This is a genomic window from Sphingobium xenophagum (assembly GCF_031457465.1).
Taxonomy (GTDB): Bacteria; Pseudomonadota; Alphaproteobacteria; order Sphingomonadales; family Sphingomonadaceae; genus Sphingobium; species Sphingobium xenophagum_A.
In genome coordinates, this window is record NZ_JAVDWV010000018.1 from 1 (window position 1) to 16888 (window position 16888).

Annotated in this window: 17 protein-coding genes; 12 read left to right on the forward strand and 5 right to left on the reverse strand. The window is 64.4% G+C overall.

The annotated features are described in order from the left end of the window. The first annotated feature begins 259 nt into the window (after positions 1–259). Genes J2W40_RS17000 through nadA form a run of 3 tightly spaced genes read left to right on the forward strand, consistent with a single transcriptional unit; the run spans position 260 to position 2858 of the window. Positions 260–1135, forward strand: coding sequence for an MBL fold metallo-hydrolase (locus J2W40_RS17000; RefSeq protein ID WP_310227035.1), 876 nt, complete (start codon positions 260–262; stop codon positions 1133–1135). Further along, entirely contained in the window at positions 1120–1839 is a 720-nt protein-coding gene (locus J2W40_RS17005; RefSeq protein WP_310227036.1) for a DUF4230 domain-containing protein, read from the forward strand. The genes J2W40_RS17000 and J2W40_RS17005 overlap by 16 nt, the downstream gene beginning before the upstream one ends. Positions 1840–1871: 32 nt before the next feature. Then, positions 1872–2858: a quinolinate synthase NadA gene (gene nadA, locus J2W40_RS17010; protein WP_310227038.1), complete on the forward strand. Its 987-nt coding sequence runs from the start codon at positions 1872–1874 to the stop codon at positions 2856–2858. A gap of 6 nt (positions 2859–2864) precedes the next feature. Here nadA and J2W40_RS17015 read toward each other — a convergent pair whose 3' ends face one another. Next, positions 2865–3293: a type II toxin-antitoxin system VapC family toxin gene (locus J2W40_RS17015; RefSeq protein WP_310227039.1), complete on the reverse strand. Its 429-nt coding sequence runs from the start codon at positions 3291–3293 to the stop codon at positions 2865–2867. Then, positions 3290–3541: a type II toxin-antitoxin system Phd/YefM family antitoxin gene (locus J2W40_RS17020; protein ID WP_310227041.1), complete on the reverse strand. Its 252-nt coding sequence runs from the start codon at positions 3539–3541 to the stop codon at positions 3290–3292. The genes J2W40_RS17015 and J2W40_RS17020 overlap by 4 nt, the downstream gene beginning before the upstream one ends. An 84-nt stretch (positions 3542–3625) precedes the next feature. Here J2W40_RS17020 and nadC point away from each other — a divergent pair, with 84 nt between their 5' ends. Further along, complete coding sequence (nadC, locus tag J2W40_RS17025; RefSeq protein WP_310227043.1) at positions 3626–4474, forward strand: carboxylating nicotinate-nucleotide diphosphorylase; 849 nt, start codon at positions 3626–3628, stop codon at positions 4472–4474. Next, positions 4467–5306, forward strand: a complete 840-nt coding sequence (locus tag J2W40_RS17030; protein ID WP_310227045.1) for a ribonuclease T2 family protein — start codon at positions 4467–4469, stop codon at positions 5304–5306. The genes nadC and J2W40_RS17030 overlap by 8 nt, the downstream gene beginning before the upstream one ends. 3 nt (positions 5307–5309) lie before the next feature. Here J2W40_RS17030 and J2W40_RS17035 read toward each other — a convergent pair whose 3' ends face one another. The 3 genes from J2W40_RS17035 to J2W40_RS17045 all read right to left on the reverse strand — a co-directional run bounded on the left by J2W40_RS17035 (position 5310) and on the right by J2W40_RS17045 (position 8593). Continuing rightward, positions 5310–5732 (reverse strand): DUF4112 domain-containing protein, encoded by a 423-nt coding sequence (locus J2W40_RS17035; protein WP_310227046.1) that lies wholly within the window; start codon positions 5730–5732, stop codon positions 5310–5312. 19 nt (positions 5733–5751) lie between these two features. Continuing rightward, positions 5752–7248, reverse strand: a complete 1497-nt coding sequence (locus J2W40_RS17040; protein ID WP_409050397.1) for an ABC transporter substrate-binding protein — start codon at positions 7246–7248, stop codon at positions 5752–5754. A gap of 178 nt (positions 7249–7426) precedes the next feature. Then, positions 7427–8593, reverse strand: a complete 1167-nt coding sequence (locus J2W40_RS17045) for a pyridoxal phosphate-dependent aminotransferase (RefSeq protein ID WP_310227048.1) — start codon at positions 8591–8593, stop codon at positions 7427–7429. 192 nt (positions 8594–8785) lie between these two features. On the opposite strand from J2W40_RS17045, the gene ptsP reads away from it, so the two are divergent. The 7 genes from ptsP (at position 8786) to J2W40_RS17080 (ending at position 16783) form a co-directional block, all read left to right on the forward strand. After that, positions 8786–11059: a phosphoenolpyruvate--protein phosphotransferase gene (gene ptsP / locus J2W40_RS17050; RefSeq protein ID WP_310227049.1), complete on the forward strand. Its 2274-nt coding sequence runs from the start codon at positions 8786–8788 to the stop codon at positions 11057–11059. Between the two features lie 90 nt (positions 11060–11149). Continuing rightward, positions 11150–12106 carry a helix-turn-helix domain-containing protein gene (locus J2W40_RS17055; RefSeq protein WP_310227052.1) on the forward strand — a complete coding sequence of 319 codons (957 nt, stop codon included), beginning with the start codon at positions 11150–11152 and terminating at the stop codon, positions 12104–12106. Between the two features lie 72 nt (positions 12107–12178). After that, positions 12179–13111, forward strand: a complete 933-nt coding sequence (locus tag J2W40_RS17060) for a hypothetical protein (protein ID WP_310227054.1) — start codon at positions 12179–12181, stop codon at positions 13109–13111. Further along, on the forward strand, positions 13102–14043 hold the full coding sequence (gene tilS / locus J2W40_RS17065) for a tRNA lysidine(34) synthetase TilS (protein WP_409050398.1): 942 nt from the start codon (positions 13102–13104) through the stop codon (positions 14041–14043). Before J2W40_RS17060 ends, tilS begins: the two co-directional genes overlap by 10 nt. Before the next feature lie 119 nt (positions 14044–14162). Next, positions 14163–14354 (forward strand): hypothetical protein, encoded by a 192-nt coding sequence (locus J2W40_RS17070; RefSeq protein WP_310227056.1) that lies wholly within the window; start codon positions 14163–14165, stop codon positions 14352–14354. 64 nt (positions 14355–14418) lie between these two features. After that, the gene (gene ftsH, locus J2W40_RS17075) at positions 14419–16365 is read left to right on the forward strand and encodes an ATP-dependent zinc metalloprotease FtsH (RefSeq protein ID WP_310227059.1); all 1947 of its coding nucleotides are present in this window, start codon (positions 14419–14421) and stop codon (positions 16363–16365) included. 76 nt (positions 16366–16441) lie between these two features. Then, entirely contained in the window at positions 16442–16783 is a 342-nt protein-coding gene (locus J2W40_RS17080) for a hypothetical protein (RefSeq protein WP_310227061.1), read from the forward strand. The last annotated feature ends 105 nt before the right edge of the window (positions 16784–16888 follow it).

Sequence of the window (16888 nt, forward strand, 5' to 3'; positions counted from 1 at the left end):
GCCGAAAACTCATCCATCGGGCGCCTCCAACCATGGAGACTGCCCAAGAATCCCATTCGATCAATCGTTCAAGCCCATATGCGATTCCCCTGCCTGTAAGGGGAGGTGGCTGGCCGCAGGCCAGACGGAGGGGTGTTACCCTCTCGATAGGGCGACACCCCTCCACCGGCTGCGCCGGTCCCCCTCCCCTTTCAGGGGAGGATTTTTATGGATCCAAGCCCCACCTTGAAATCCGGCCGGAAATAGGCACATGGGAAGCATGGCACCTCCTTTCGATCCGGCCGACCTGCCGACCGGCGTTCAGATGCCGCTATCGCCCCTGGTGGCGCGGGTGTTGGCGCCCAATCCGTCGCCCTTCACCTTTACCGGCACCCAGACTTATGTCGTCGGGGCGACCGACGTCGCGGTGATTGATCCCGGCCCGGATGAACCCGTTCATCTGGCGGCATTGACGGCGGCGATCGCGGGGCGGCCGGTCGTGGCGATTCTCTGCACCCACACGCACCGCGATCATAGCCCGGCGGCACGACCGCTGAGCGAGGCCACGGGCGCGCCGGTGATCGGTTGCGCGCCGCTGACGCTGGAGGATGACGGGCCGCGCGCCGATGCGGCGTTCGATGCGGCCTATCGCCCCGACCGGGTTCTGGCGGATGGCGAACAGGTCGCGGGCACTGGCTGGACCTTGGAAGCGGTGGCGACGCCGGGGCATACGTCCAATCACCTGTGCTTCGCGCTGGCCGAAGAAGCCGCGCTCTTCACCGGCGATCATGTCATGGGCTGGTCGACCAGCGTGATCTCGCCGCCCGATGGCGACATGGCGGCCTATATGCGCTCGATGCAGCGGCTGCTGGAGCGCGAGGATGCGATCTATTATCCCGCCCATGGCGACCCGATCGACAATCCGCAGCGGCTGGTGCGTGGCATGATGGGCCATCGCAAGCAGCGTGAGGGGCAGATTTTGCGCTTTCTGGCGCGCAATGGCGACAGCCGCATCCCCGACATGGTCCTGGAAATGTACAAGGGCGTCGATCCGCGCCTGCATCCCGCCGCCGGGCGATCGGTGCTGGCGCATCTGATCGACCTGGATCAGCGCGGGCTGGTGACGGCGACGGAGGATCGATGGCAGATGCGCTGAAACGCTATGCCGGGCCGATTGCGGCGGTGGTGATCCTGTTGCTGGTCGGCGGGGCGATGCTGATCGGCTGGCAGCGCTATGACCGGGACTATGTCGTCGCGGTCGAGGAGGATGGCGTCGCCGTGACCAAGGTGATCGCGGCGAAGATCGCCGGGATGAGCAGCCTCAAAGTCTCCGAACTGTCCGGCACGGTCCAGAGCACGGCGCAGGATGTGCGCGGCTTCGGGCTGTTGAAGTCCGATCAGGTGGTCAAAATGCCTTTCTCGGTCGATTATTTCGTCGATGTCGGCGGCCTTGGCGAAGGCGATCTGGAGTGGAACGAAGCGACCCGCACGCTGATCGTCAACGCGCCCGACGTGAAGCCTGGCAAGCCCAATGTCGATGAGAGCCGCCGCACGCTGGTCCGCACCCAGGGCATGTTCGTGACGCGGCAGGCGGGCGAGGAATTGAGCCGCCGCGTGTCCGCTCATGCACAGAGCCGTGCCCAGCGGGAGGCGCAGGCCCCTGAGCGCATGGCGCAGGCGCGCGATTATGGCCGGGCGGCGCTGACCAAATTGATGGCTGCTCCATTGGCGGCGGCGGGCTATGGCGACGCGCGCGTGATCGTGACCTTTCCGCCCGAACGCGCCGGGCGCAATCGCGAACAATGGGATGTGACCACGCCGATCAACGCGGTACTGGCCAACCGACAGGGTCAGCGCTAGGGCGCTGTTAAGGGACCGAGGAGTTTAGGGACATGAACGCTTTTACCGGCATTCCGCAGGGCATCGACCTGCGCGGCGAGATCGAGCGGTTGCGCAAGGAGCGCAATGCCGTGATCCTGGGCCATTATTATCAAAGCCCGGAAATTCAGGACTTGTCCGATTTCGTCGGCGATTCGCTGGAGCTGTCGCGCAAGGCGGCGGAGACGGATGCGGACGTGATCGCTTTCTGCGGCGTGCGCTTCATGGCCGAAACCGCGAAGATCCTGTCGCCCGACAAGATCGTGGTGCTGCCGGACATGGACGCCGGTTGCTCCTTGGAAGACTCGTGCCCGCCCGCCCAGTTCAAGGCGTTTCGCGAAGCCCATCCCGATCATATTGCGCTGAGCTACATCAACTGTTCGGCCGAGGTGAAGGCGCTGTCCGACATCATCGTGACATCCTCGTCCGCCGAGAAGATCCTGTCGCAAATCCCGCTGGACCAGAAGATCATCTTCGGCCCGGACAAGCATCTGGGCGGTTATCTCGCGCGCAAGCTGGGTCGCGAGATGCTGCTCTGGCCGGGCGTGTGCATTGTGCATGAGGCGTTCAGCGAAACCGAATTGCTCAAGCTCAAGGCGCAGCATCCGGACGCGCCGGTCGCCGCGCACCCCGAATGCCCGCCCTATATCGTCGACCATGCCGATTATGTCGGATCGACCAGCGGTATCCTCGACTTCGCCAAGACGATGCCGGGTAACACGCTGATCGTCGCGACCGAACCGCACATCATCCATCAGATGGAAAAGGCGGTGCCGGACAAGCAGTTCATCGGCGCGCCCGGCGCGGACGGCAACTGCAACTGCAATATCTGTCCCTATATGGCGCTCAACACGATGGAGAAGCTGTACCTCGCATTGCGCGACCTGCAGCCGCGCATCGAAATGGACGAAACGCTGCGGCTGGGCGCGAAGAAGAGCCTGGACCGGATGCTCGAAATGGCGAGCGCCACAGTCGGGCAGGGGGATTTGGGGGCGCGGTAAGGCGTATCAGCTCCGATATGCGAGCCGATGTTCGCTAAGCAGCGGTTTGTGCCAGAGCGTTTCACAGGGGAAATCGGCGAATGCGGGGTCGCGCGTTAGCAGCGTCAGGCCCTCCAATTCGGCCTGAGCCGCCAACATGCGGTCGAAGGGATCGCGGTGCGGCGCTTCATAGGCACCGGCACGCAGACCATGGCGCATCGTCAGGTTCAGTTGCTGGAACTCAGCATCGGCTACCGCTGCTTCGTAGCGATCGAGATAGGGCATGAGCTGTGGCAATTTGCCCAAGCGCGCCTTGGTCGCAATTTCCCATGCACTGACGCTACTGACAAAAATCCGGTCAGCACCGCTTTCGATCAATGAATCGATCATGTCGGGTATCAGCCGCCGATCCGTCCACCACCAGATCAGCACATGCGTATCAAGCAACAGGCTCAATCGTCATGCCCTTCCCATAGACGCAACTCATCTTCGGGCAACGGGTCGAAAATCTCATCACCCACGGTAAAGAGCCCAGCAAATTGACCACCGCGACGCTTCGGTCGATCCCGCACAGCGTCGATCGGAACCATTTTCGCGTAGGGCTTTCCGGCTTTGGCGAGGATGATTTCCTCACCAGCGTGTGCGCGCTCCAGCAGCTTGGAAAAATGCGTTTTCGCTTCATGGACATTTATGGTGGCAGACATGACGGACTAATAGACTTAGTCCATGGACTAAGTCAAGTTTCGAAACAGGTTGCGACGCGCCACATCGCCCGTCTAGAGAAGGCCATGACATTCTCCCTGCCCGATTTCGACCTGCCCGCCTTCGTGATCGCCACCCTGGCCGAAGACCTTGGCCCGGATGGTCGTGATGTCACTAGCGAGGCGGTGATTCCTGCCGATGCTATCTTCGAAGGAGTCATGGATGCGCGCGATCCGGTGACGCTGGCGGGGCTGCCGATTGCGGTGGCCTTTTTCCGCGCGCTCGATCCTGATGTCGAGATCGAACAACTGCAACAGGATGGCGAGCAGGTCGCGGCGGGGACCGACATCTTGCGCATTCGGGGGCGCGCGCGGGCGATGCTGACGGCGGAGCGGTCGGCGCTCAACACGGTGCAGCATCTGAGCGGCATCGCGACCATGACGCGCGCCTATGTCGATGCGATCGAAGGGACCGGCGCGACCCTGCTCGACACCCGCAAGACCATTCCCGGCCTGCGCAGCCTGGAGAAATATGCGACGCGCATGGGCGGGGCGACCAACCATCGCATGGGGCTGTGGGATGCGGCGATGATCAAGGATAATCATGTCGCGGTCGCGGGGTCGGTCGAGGAAGCGGTGCGCCGCGCGGTCGAAGCCGGGGTCGAGCGGATCATCGTCGAGGTCGACCGGATCGACCAGATCGAACCGGCGCTGGCGGCGGGCGCTACCCATTTGCTGCTCGACAATATGGACGTGGCGATGCTGCGGCAGGCCGTGGGACTGGTCGATGGCCGCGTCCCGACCGAAGCATCGGGCGGCGTGACGCTGGACACGATCCGCGCCAAGGCCAGCACGGGCGTCACCTATATCAGCGTCGGGCGACTGACCCAGTCGGCACCGGCCGCCGACATCGGGCTGGACTTCGCTTATGCTTAAGGCCTTGGCGGGACTGGCTTTGATCGCGCTGCCGGGCACCGCGCTGGCGCAGTCGGCCCAATGCCGCCTGCCGTCCCAAATTGCCCGACCCGATATCGAGGGGCCAACCGCCAAGGAGCCCAAGCGCGTCCTGCCGATCGGCAGCTATACACTGGCGCTGAGCTGGTCGCCGCAATTCTGCTCGACCGCGCGCGGCAACAAACATGCGCTGCAATGCGGTGGCAAGGCGGGCAGATTCGGCTTTACGCTCCATGGCCTGTGGCCCGACGGGTTCGGCAAGGAATGGCCGCAATATTGTCGCGCCGCGGACCTTGTGCCGCGCGAAGTGATCCGCGCCAATCTCTGTACGACGCCGTCGGTGCAACTGATCCAGCATGAATGGGCCAAGCATGGCACCTGCATGACGACCAAGCCGGAGCTGTATTTCAACCTGGCGCGCGCCTTTTATCAGTCGATCCGCTATCCCGACATGACCGCGCTGGCGGCGACGCAGAATTTGACCATGGGGAAATTTGCCGAAGCCTTCGCGCGCGCCAACAAGGGGTTGCGCGCGGACATGCTGCGGGTGACGACGGTTCGCGGCAACTGGCTGAGCGAAGTGTGGCTGTGCATGGATCGGGCCATGGCCTTCACCCGCTGCCCAGCGCATCAGGGCGGAGCGGCTGCGAACAGCCTCCTGCGGATCGAGCCGGGGCCGCGCATCGCTTATGGTCGTCCGGCCCTGTCTCCGCCCAGGCCGGCGAGGCCTGCGGCGACACCGGCGCGCAAGCCGGGCCTGATCCTTGACCTCGACCCGAAGGTGCAGCCGCTTGCCAACAGCAGCGAACCGTAAGGATCAGGCGTCGATCGTCGCGGTGGCGGGGAAATGCTTGTCCATATGCTTGCGGATGATGCGCAGATTCTTGGTGTTGGACTTGTAGAGAAAGTCGAAAAGGTCGCCCGCAAAGGGAATGGCCCCCACCAGCGTATCAATGCCGATATTGCCCGCCATGCGGGTAAGCTGCCATTTCGACATGCCCAGATTGCGCGCTTCCCACACAATCCACGCGCCCATTGCGGCTGTGATGAGGTCACCGACGATGGGGATGAGGCCGACCAGGCCGTCCAGACCGACGCGACGGTTGGTGCCGGGGATTACGAACAGTCCTTCCAGAACCGATTCCATCGCTTCGACCCGGCGGCGTATCGACGCGGGATCGCGGCCGAAACCGGGCATGTCGCGCACCATGCGCTCGAACTGGTCCTGCGATAATGCCATCTGCCTGTCTCCTTCCCCTTTAATTGGGGCGACGGAACAGATGGTTCAATGGGTGGCGCGCACGGCGCGAGGATTGAAAGCCGTTCAGACGCTTGGACACCAGCGACCAGCGGATCGGCGCGCCGAGCGCAATATAGCCGTTATGCGCCTGCATCAGCGCTTCGGCCTGCGAAATATGGGCGATGCGATTGTCGTTCTCGCTGGCAAGGCTTGCGGTCTGCAAGGCTGCATCGGCGGCATCGCTGCAATGGACCGCGCGGGCGCAACCGATACGGCCGAGATACCAGAGCACGCTGTCATAGGGCGCAACCTCGTCAATCAGGCGCAGGTCCGCGTCCTTCTGCGCGAGCGGAACACGCTGCACGGTCAGGCCGATCGCGGCCAGATCACGCCGCAACAGGCCGAATAACAATGTTGCGCCCGGTCCATCGGGCAGAGCGATGCGCAGCGTCGGGGGATCGCCATTGTCGGCCCGCCACCGCGTCATGGTGGCGCTGGCCAGCGCGCGGCGCTCGTCCATCGACTGCCCGGCCCAGGCAGGGGCGGTGGGCGACCGGCCAAGGTCGAGTGCGGAGGGCAATATCTGCTCGCTGGTGGCCCAGCCGCCGAGCGGGAAGAGGGCGGACAGGCTGGCGCGGTCGATCGCCATGTTGATCGCTGCGCGGACATAATCATCATCCAGCAGCTTGCCGCGCCCGGTAACGGCCAGGCCGAGCAAGCCCTGCACGGGATCGGTCCGTACCGCGTCACGCTCCACCCCGGCGGGCAAAAGGAGCGGCAGGTCGGCAAAGCGGCCGCCAAGGACCAAGGCGGCCTGCCCTTCGCGAAAGCGGATGACGGCAAGCGCGGCGCTTTCGGCGCGCAGCACGCGCGTCTGCGATGGCGGCACCGGCTCATCATCGACGGCATCCCGATCACTGGCGGCGCGATCCACGGGGGTCAGGAACAAAGCCTTGCCCTGTTGCGCAACGCGATAGGGCCCCGTGCCGCCTTCGCGCGAAAGGATTGCCATTTGCGGCTGCGCGAGCATCTGCAACAGGAAGGGGCGGGCGACCGTGAGCTTGATTTCGATCACTTCGCCCGTCATCGGCACGACGCTTTGCACCGCGTCAAACGGCCCGTCGGGATCAAGCCGACGCTGGGCCACGATCCGCGACAAGAGCATGCGCGCGACATCGTTGGCCGTGACGCGCGTGCCGTCGGGCCAGAAGGCGCGGCGAAGGCGGAAGATGTAGCTGCGCCCTTCATCCTCGACGATCCAGCGTTGGGCCAAGGCGGGCAGGATTTCGCCGCTGGCATCGAAGCTGACCAGCCCCTGGGCAGTGGCTTCCAGTATCAGCTTGGCCGCCGGATCAGGCAGTTGCTGAAGCGGCTTGGTCACATCCTCCCGGTCGCCCACGACGCTGACGACCACCGGGCCGCTACTCTGACGAGCGCAGCTGCCGATCGTCGCGAACATGGCGACGGCGGTGAACAGGGGGCGATAGCGACGCAGGAGGGAGAGGCGGGCGGACATGGCGATAAACAGACCTAGCCCGCTATCGCCGCGTCGCCAACCGCCATGGCAGGGGGAGAAGATGAAAGACTCTCGGCACCTGCTTTGTCAGTCCTCTGCTATTCCCGCTATCCCATGCCAATGACAAAGGGCGCCCGGTTGCCCGGACGCCCTTCGATCGTCAGAAGGACGGTTGGCTTTACGCCTTATAGACCTTGTCCACGGCGGCGCAGAATTTGGCCATGTCTTCGGCCGACCCTACGGTCACGCGCGAGACGTTGGGCCAGATGGGCCAACTGCGGCCGATCTGAACCTTTTCAGGCGCGGCGACCAAAGCTGCCTGCATGTCCTTCGCAGGCTTCTTCCAGTTGACCATGAACATATTCGCTTCGCTGCCGGGCTGGACTTCGATGCCCTTCTTGGTCAGCCAGGCGATGGTTTCCTCGCGATTGGCGATCATCTCGTTGCGACGCGCCTTGATGAGGTCCGCTTCGGTATAGACTGCCTTGCCACAGGCCATGGCGGTGATCGACAGGCCACCGGCGGTCGGGCCGAACAGCATCAGGCGCTTTTGCACGTCGGGATCGGCGAAGGTCAGGCCAAGGCGAATGCCCGCCATGCCGAACAGCTTGGAGAAGGTCCGCATGACGATGATGTCCTTGCGGCCCGCCACCAGGCTGGCGGCGCTCGGCGATTCGGAGAAGTGCAGATAGGCTTCGTCCACCAGCAGCATCGCATCGGCCGGCTTGTTGTCGAGCAGCCATTTGATGTCGGCCAGCGGCGTGACGGTGCCGGTCGGGTTGTTGGGCGTGCAGACATAATAGAGGCCTGCATTGGGGTTGGCGGCCAGCATCGCCTTGACGTCATGGCCTTTGCCGACGGCCTGGGGAGCCTTGGCGATGGGGGCCTTCATATAATCGGCGGTGCGCCAGGCCGATTCGAAGGTCGGGTCGGCGGTGACCAGACCCTTGGTCGGCGAACAGAAGGCCGCGACCGAGCTGACCAGCGGGCCGCCCGAACCCGGCCACACCATGACATGCGATTCCGGTATGCCTTCGACCGAGGCGACGGTCTGGACCAGTTCGCCGCGATAATCGTCGGGATCATACCAGTTGCCGAAGGAACCGGCCTTGGCGATGGCTTCGACGCCCGACGGGAACGGCCCGGTCCAGCATTCGTTCGCGCCGATGCGGACCGCACCCTTGATGCCGCGCCCGGCCTGCTGCTGCGCCAGGGCCGCGCCGCTCAGCATCGAGCTGGCCGCGACCCCTGCGCCCAGCAGCGCTGCGACCTGCCCCAGTTGGCGGCGCGAATAGCCGCGCCCGATCAGATCGTCCTTGGCTTCTTTGTCCAGCATCATCGTCATGTCGATTGTCCCCTCTGTTCCAGAAAACGGAAACTTCATTGCATCAGACGAAGCAGCGCGTCATTTCCGCAATGCCGACCGGCGATTTTTGCAATTTTATGCCGGTGGCCGTTCAATAGTTAACGGAAACCGTCATCAATCCTGCATGAATCGCCTTGGAAAGCGGACCGCGCATCTGGTAGCGCTGATGCCATGCCCAGCACCCCCGCCGCCGCCGCCCGCCAGATACTGATCCGCCTGCAGGAGGTGATGGCGTCGCGCACCAGCGCGCAGGCGAAATTGAACAAGGTGGTGGAGGTGATCGGCGAGTCGCTGTCGAGCGAGGTCTGCTCCATCTATCTGGTGCGGGAAGGCGTGCTGGAACTGTTCGCAACGCGCGGGCTGAAGCAGGAAGCGGTGCATGTCACCCGCATGGCGATGGGGGAGGGGCTGGTCGGCCTGATCGCCACCAATGTCGAGACGCTGAACCTGGACGAAGCCGCTTCGCATCCCGACTTCGCCTACCGCCCCGAAACCGGGGAAGAATTGTTCCACAGCTTTGCCGGCGTGCCGATCGTGCGGCGCGAGCGCGCCATCGGCGTCTTGTGCGTGCAGCATGCCGATCCGCGCAAATATGAAGAGGTGGAGATAGAGGCGCTCCAGACCGTCGCGATGGTGATGTCGGAGCTGATCGCCAATGCCGAACTGGCCGATGACGGGCAAAGCGAGATGCGCGTGACCGATACCGGCACGACGCTGCTGCACGGGTTGCAACTGGTGATGGGCATGGCGCGGGGGCATGTGGTGTTCCACCAGCCGCGCGTGCATATCGAACATACTGTCGCGGAAGATACCGAAGCGGAGCGGGCGCGCGTCATTTCTGCCTTTGCCAAGATGCGCGAGCAGATCGACCGGATGACGGGCGCGGCCGAGTTCGGCATGGAGGGCGAGCATCAGGAGGTTTTGGAAACCTACAAGATGTTCGCCTATGACGAGGGCTGGACGCGGCGGATCAACGAGGCGATCGACAGCGGCCTGACCGCCGAGGCAGCGATCGAGCGGGTGCAGCAGCGCACAAGGATGCGGATGCGGCAGATCGACGATCCATTGCTGTCCGACCGGATGCACGATTTGGAGGATCTGGCCAACCGGTTGTTGCGGATCGTGTCGGGGCAGTTGGGGACGGCGGCGCAGATGGGGTTGCGGCAGGACGCGATATTGATCGCGCGCAACCTGGGGCCGGCCGAATTGCTGGAATATGACCGGCGGCGGTTGAAGGGCGTGATCCTGGAGGAAGGATCGCTGACCGCCCATGTCACCATCGTTGCGCGCGCCATGGGCGTACCGGTACTGGGCCGGGTGCGCGACATCCGCCATCTGGTGAATGAGGGCGACCTCATCCTGATGGACGTCAACGCCAACAGCCTGCTGATCCGCCCGACCGCCGACATGGACGAGGCGTTCGAGAACAAGCTGCATGTGACGCAGAAGCGCCGCGCCGAGTTCGTTGCGATGCGCGACTTGCCATCGGTCACCGCCGATGGGCAGCGGGTGGAGCTGATGGTCAATGCCGGGCTGCGCGAGGATGCGCAGGCGCTCGACATGGTGGGGGCGGACGGCATCGGGCTGTTCCGCACCGAGTTTCAGTTCCTGGTGTCGGCCACCTTGCCCCAGCGTGAAAAGCAGCAGCGGCTCTACAAGGATGTGCTGGACGCCGCCGGCGACCGGCCGGTCATCTTCCGCACCGTGGATATCGGCGGTGACAAGGCGTTGCCCTATATGCAGCGCGAGGATGACGAGCATGAGGATAATCCGGCGATGGGCTGGCGCGCGCTGCGGCTGGCGCTGGATCGCGACGGATTGATGAAGGCGCAGGCGCGCGCGCTGCTGGAGGCCGCGGCGGGCAAGATATTGTACGTCATGTTCCCGATGGTGTCGGAACCGTGGGAATATGAGGAAGCGCGTGCGCTGGTCGAGCATCAGCGCGAATGGCTGCTGGCGCGCAAGAAGAAGCTGCCGATCGCGGTGCGTTATGGGGCGATGCTGGAAGTGCCGGCATTGGCGGAAGTTCTCGACATATTGTTACCACGGGTGGATTTCCTGTCGATCGGCACCAACGACCTGACGCAATTCCTGTTCGCGGCCGACCGCGCCCATCCTAAGCTCGCCGAACGCTATGACTGGCTGAGCATCGCGATCCTGCGCTTCCTCGACCGGGTGGTGCGGACATGCCAGGCGCATAGCGTGCCCGTGGGCGTATGTGGCGAAATGGGCGGGCGGACGCTGGAGGCGATGGCGCTGATCGGCCTTGGCATCCGGCGGCTGTCGATTACCCCGGCGTCGGTCGGGCCGGTCAAGGCGATGATCCGTGCAATTGACGCGAGTGAAGTGCAGGCGTTGATGCGCGACCTGCTCGACGGGGGAGAGCGTGATATCAGAGCGCGCCTGACGCAATGGGCGGAGGATCGGCATATCGAGCTGGGATGAAGGCGAAAGTGACGAAAAGAGGCGCGCCCCGCCGTTGACAAGGCCCGTCCCACAGTGAGACAAGGCCGCACTCTAAGGTCGCGGAGCAGCATGGCAGACGAAATCGAATTGGAGCCGGGCGCAGGTAGCGTACCGGAAACGCAGCCCGATACACCCGGCGCGAAACTGCGCGTCGCGCGCGAAGCTATGGGCCTGTCCTTGTCCGACATTGCGACGCGCACGCGGATCGCCCAGCGTCAGCTCGAAGCGGTCGAGCGCGACGATTATGCCGCGCTGCCGGGTATCCCCTATGCCGTCGGTTTTGCGCGGGCCTATGCGCGGGCCGTGGGACTGGACGAAGTGGCGATCGCGGCGCAGGTGCGCCAGGGCGTGCATGGTGCCGATCTCAATGCCAATCGCTACGAGATGTTCGAACCCGCCGATCCGGCGCGCGTGCCGTCGCGCACGCTGGCCTGGACGGCGGCGGCTATCGTGATCCTGCTGGTGGCCGCCTTTACCATCTGGCGGATGCAGATGTTTACGCCGCCGACGAGCGAGGAGGTCGCTGCGCGCGAACAGGTCGCCCCGACCGCAACAGCGCCGCCCGTGGTGGCTGCCCCCGCGTCGCAGCCGGTCGTGTTCACTGCGGTCGATGATGTGTGGCTGCGTATCTACGACGAAGCGGGCGAGCGACTGAAGGACGGGTTGATGAAGAAGGGGGAGACCTTCTCCCTGCCGACCGATGCGCGTAATCCGATGATCCTGACAGGGCGTCCGCAGGCTTTGTCCGTCACCGTAGGGGGCAAGGCCGTGCCACCGCTGGGCGAGGCTGATCGTACCATTGCCGATGTGCCCGTGAGCGCCGAAGCGCTGCTGGCGCGCGGCACGGCGGCCGCCGCCACGCCTGCGGCGACCGCGCCCGCTGCCCGGCCAGCCCCGCAACGGCGCGTGTCGCGCCCGGCGGCGCGACCCGCCGCAAGTGATGCGGACATGGGCGCAACATCGGCCCCTGCCGCGCCGCCCGCTCCGGCGGCACCATCGGGCAGTGGCGCCGCGACGCCCGAATAACCATGCACGTCGCGCTTTACCGCGCGGAATAACGGCTTATGGTTAAAGCGTAAGAGTTAGTCGGGGAACATCATGCGTCACGTCCTATTCGCGACATCTGCCATGGCGTGGAGCGCGCCGTTGCTGCTGGCGCTCGCGCCGCCGGTGTCGGCGCAAACAGTGGAAGGCCGGGTCGATCGGCTGGAAAAGGAAATGCGCGCGGTGCAGCGCAAGGTGTTCCCTGCCGGAACGCCGATCGAGGCGCAGATCACCAAGCCGACCGCGCCAACGATAGCGCCGGGATCGCCGTCTTCCTCGCCGATTTCCGACCTGACCGCGCGGGTGGGCGCGCTGGAATCGCAGCTTTCGTCGATCACGGGGCAGGTCGAGGAAAACAGCTTCAAGCTCAAGCAGTTGGAAGACGCCTTCAATCGCTACAAGGCGGATACCGACGCGCGCCTTGTCCCGGCCGAAGTGCCGGTGGCAACCCGGCCAACCGTCGCTGCGCCGGTTGCAGCAGACCCGACTCCTGTCACCGCCAAGCCTGCTGCGGCTGCGCCCAAGCCCGTCGCGGCCGCACCCGTCAGCGAGGCGCGCAAGACGGCGGTTGCCGCGATCGAGCGGCCCGACACGGGGGATGCGGCGATGGACGCCTACACCTATGGCTATCGCCTGTGGGACGCGAAATTTTATCCTGAAGCACAGGCGCAGTTGAAGGCGACGGTCGATAAATATGGCACCGCTTCGGTCGCCAGCCGCGCCGCCAACCTACTGGGGCGCGCCTATCTGGACGATGGCAAGCCCGCGCTCGCCTCAGTCGCCTTTTATGAAAATTACCAGAAGCGTCCGCGTGGCGATCGCGCGGCCGACAGTCTCGCTTATCTGGGCGAAGCGCTGATCCAGCTTAAAAAGCCCGCCGATGCCTGCAAAGTCTATGCGGAACTGGAGCAGGTCTATGGCGAAAGCCTCTCGTCCAGCCTGCGCGGCATGATGGCGCAGGGACGCACCAAGGCGAAGTGCAACTGAATGAGGACGGCCTGATCGCCGCGACGCAGGCGATCATTGGAACGACGCAGGGGCAGCGTTTCGGTGTCGCCGTGTCGGGCGGGCCGGACAGCATGGCTTTATTGGCGCTGGCGGCGCGCGCCTTTGTCGGCCAGGTGGCGGCAGTGACGATGGATCATGGGCTGCGCACGGCATCGGCGGATGAAGCGGCGATGGTCGCGGGCTGGTGCGCGACGCAGGCCATTCCCCACAGCATCGTGAAGCCTGATGCGCTGGTCAGTGGCAATGTGCAAGGTTGGGCGCGGACCCAGCGCTATGCCGCGATCGACCGGTGGCGGGTCGCGCAGGGCATCGACTGGATCATGACTGCCCACCATGCCGACGATCAGTTGGAAACCATGCTGATGCGGCTTAACCGGGGGTCGGGGGTTGCCGGGCTGGCCGGCGTGCGGGCGCGGTCGGGGCGGGTCATCCGGCCGCTGCTCGCGGTGCGCAAAGCGGATATGCTGGCCTTTGCGCGGCACGAGGCGCTGCCCTATGCCGACGATCCGTCCAACAGCGATCCGCGGTTCGACCGGGCGAGTTTGCGGACGGCGCTGGCCGATGTGGACTGGCTCGACGCGATCGCGGCGGGGCGCAGCGCCGCAGCGCTGGCGGAAGCGGAAGCCGCTATTGGCTGGAGCGTGGGCGAACTGGTGGCGCGCCATGTCCGCGCCGGGGAAGACGGCGTGACGCTCGATCGCACCGACCTGCCGCGTGAATATCTGCGGCGGCTGGTGCTGGCGATGCTAACACAGGTCGGCGCGGATATGATGCCGCGTGGGGACACGATCGACCGGGCGATCGCCACGGCGCAGGCAGGCGGGCAGGCGAGTCTGGGGGATTGGCTGCTGTCTGGTGGCGTCATCTGGCGGCTCTATCGCGCGCCCTGTCGACGTTCGAACCGCCCATGAGGAAAAGTTCCGCAATTGGCCTTAAGTGCGCCACGCTTTACCTTTTTATTGCATTGCAATGACCTTTTCTTGACCGTGCTTAGCGGTAATCCTGTATCTGTTTTTAGCGGGGAATCGGCATGGTGGAATTTGCTGCACTGACTTATGGCCTGTTGGCCAGTATCATTCTTTCGGCGGCGCAGCGGAACCGCAGGGTAGCCCGTCCGCACCCGCCGTTGCTGCTCTATGCCGGTTATCTGCTCTGCGGCCTGTCCGCCGGGCTTGCGCTCGCGCTGACCTATATGGTTGTGACCTTTTTGATCGGCATTTGACAAGGTCCGGCGCGCTTGCGCTTTTGCGGACGCGCCCTATCTTGGCGGGTGAAAGAGAGTGCAGATGAACGACGAGAAAGACCCGCAGACCAATCCCTGGATGAAGAGCGCCATGATATGGGCCGGGGTGATCGTCGCCCTGCTGCTGTTCGTGTCGATGTTCGAGCGGCCGACTGGTGCCGCTGGGAGCGAGATCGCCTATTCGGAATTCCGCGCCAAGGTGCAGGAGGGCCAGGTCAAGGACGTCGCCATCGCGCCGGACAAGATCACCGGAACGCTGGCCAATGGCGACCGCTTTGCGACGCTGCCGGTGGCCGATCCGGCGCTGACCGGCCTGCTCGACCAGAACAACGTCAAATATTCAGGCCAGGCCGAAGCGCAGCCAAGCTTCTGGATGATCCTCGTCTATCAGTCGTTGCCCTTCCTGCTGATCCTGGGCATCGCGTTTTTCGTGTTGCGCCAGATGCAGAAGGGTGGCGGCGCGGGCGGCGCGATGGGCTTTGGCAAGTCCAAGGCCAAGCTGCTGACCGAGAAGCATGGCAAGGTCACCTTCCAGGACGTTGCGGGCATTGATGAAGCGCGCGAGGAATTGGAGGAAATCGTCGAGTTCCTCAAAGACCCGACCAAGTTTGCACGTTTGGGCGGCAAGATTCCCAAGGGCGCCTTGCTGGTCGGTTCGCCCGGCACCGGCAAGACGCTGCTGGCCCGCGCGATCGCGGGGGAAGCGGGCGTGCCCTTCTTCACCATCTCCGGCTCCGACTTTGTCGAGATGTTCGTCGGCGTGGGCGCAAGCCGCGTGCGCGACATGTTCGAACAGGCCAAGAAAAATGCGCCCTGCATCGTCTTCATTGATGAAATCGACGCGGTCGGTCGCCATCGTGGCGCGGGCCTGGGCAATGGCAATGACGAGCGCGAGCAGACGCTGAACCAGTTGCTGGTCGAAATGGACGGGTTCGAGGCCAATGAGGGCATCATCATCGTCGCAGCGACCAACCGCCCCGACGTGCTGGACCCCGCGCTGCTGCGGCCGGGCCGCTTCGACCGTCAGGTCGTGGTGCCCCGTCCCGATATCGAGGGTCGCGAGAAGATCCTGGCCGTGCATATGAAGAAGGTGCCGTTGGCGCCCGACGTCGAACCGCGCACCATTGCGCGGGGTACGCCCGGCTTCTCCGGCGCTGATCTCGCCAACCTCGTCAACGAAGCGGCGCTGATGGCGGCGCGGCGGGGCAAGCGGCTGGTCGCCATGTCGGAGTTCGAATCGGCCAAGGACAAGGTGATGATGGGCGCGGAACGCCGCTCCATGGTCATGACCGACGATGAGAAGAAGATGACCGCCTATCATGAGGCGGGCCATGCGATCATCGCCGTGCATGAACCGGCGTCGGACCCGATCCACAAGGCGACAATCATTCCGCGCGGCCGCGCGCTGGGCATGGTGATGCGCCTGCCCGAACGCGACAGCTACAGCTATCATCGCGACAAGATGCACGCGAACATGGCCGTCGCCATGGGTGGCCGCGTCGCCGAGGAAATCATCTTCGGTTATGACAAGGTGTCGAGCGGGGCGTCGGGCGACATCCAGTACGCCACCAAGCTGGCGCGCGACATGGTCACGCAGTGGGGCATGTCCGACAAGTTGGGTCCGCTGCAATATGAAGAGCAGCAGGGCGAGACGTTCCTTGGCTATTCGCAGAGCCAGCGCGTCCATATGTCGGACGAGACCGCCAAGCTAATCGACGCGGAAATCCGTGGGCTGGTGGAGCAGGGCTATGCCCGTGCGCAGGAATTGCTGACGGGTCATGAGGACCAACTGCACCTGCTGGCCAACGCGCTGCTGGAATATGAGACGCTGAGCGGCGACGAGATCAAGGCGCTGCTGGAAAAGGGCGAGATCACCCGCGACGACGGGACGACGATCAAACCCTCGGTCATTCCGGCGGCGGGATCGTCCATCCCCAAGACGCGCAAGCGCAAGGGACCGTTCGGCGATCCGTCTCCTGCCGGGGCGTAAGAATGGTGAAAGGTTGAAAAAGGAGGCGCTACCGCAAGGTGGTGCCTTTTTTGGTGTTGATTGGGGGAGGGAGATTATGGAGGCGTTCGATAGCGTCTATGCGCGGTTGCGCGAGATCATGCTGGACAATGCGCCGGGGCAGGTGGTGGCGAAGGACGACACGGGCGACCTGATCGTGCGGACCTCCATCCTCGATCCCAAGGCCGGGCAGCCCGGCTGGTTCGGGACGGTGACGGTCAAGAAGAGCTATGTCGCCTATCATCTGATGCCGCTTTATGGCGATCCGGCGCTGTCGGAGAGTGTGTCGCCTGCGTTGGCCAAGCGGCGGCAGGGCAAGACCTGCTTCAACTTCAAGACGGTGGATGAAGGCCTGTTCACCGAACTGGCCCAATTGACGCGCAGGGCGGCGGGTCTGTAGCGGCGCGCGCCGCACAACGTGCCGCACCCTACGAAAAAGGGCGGTGCCCGAAAGGGAACCGCCCGATATTCGTCCAGCCGAAGCTGGAACGCTGTGACCCGCAGA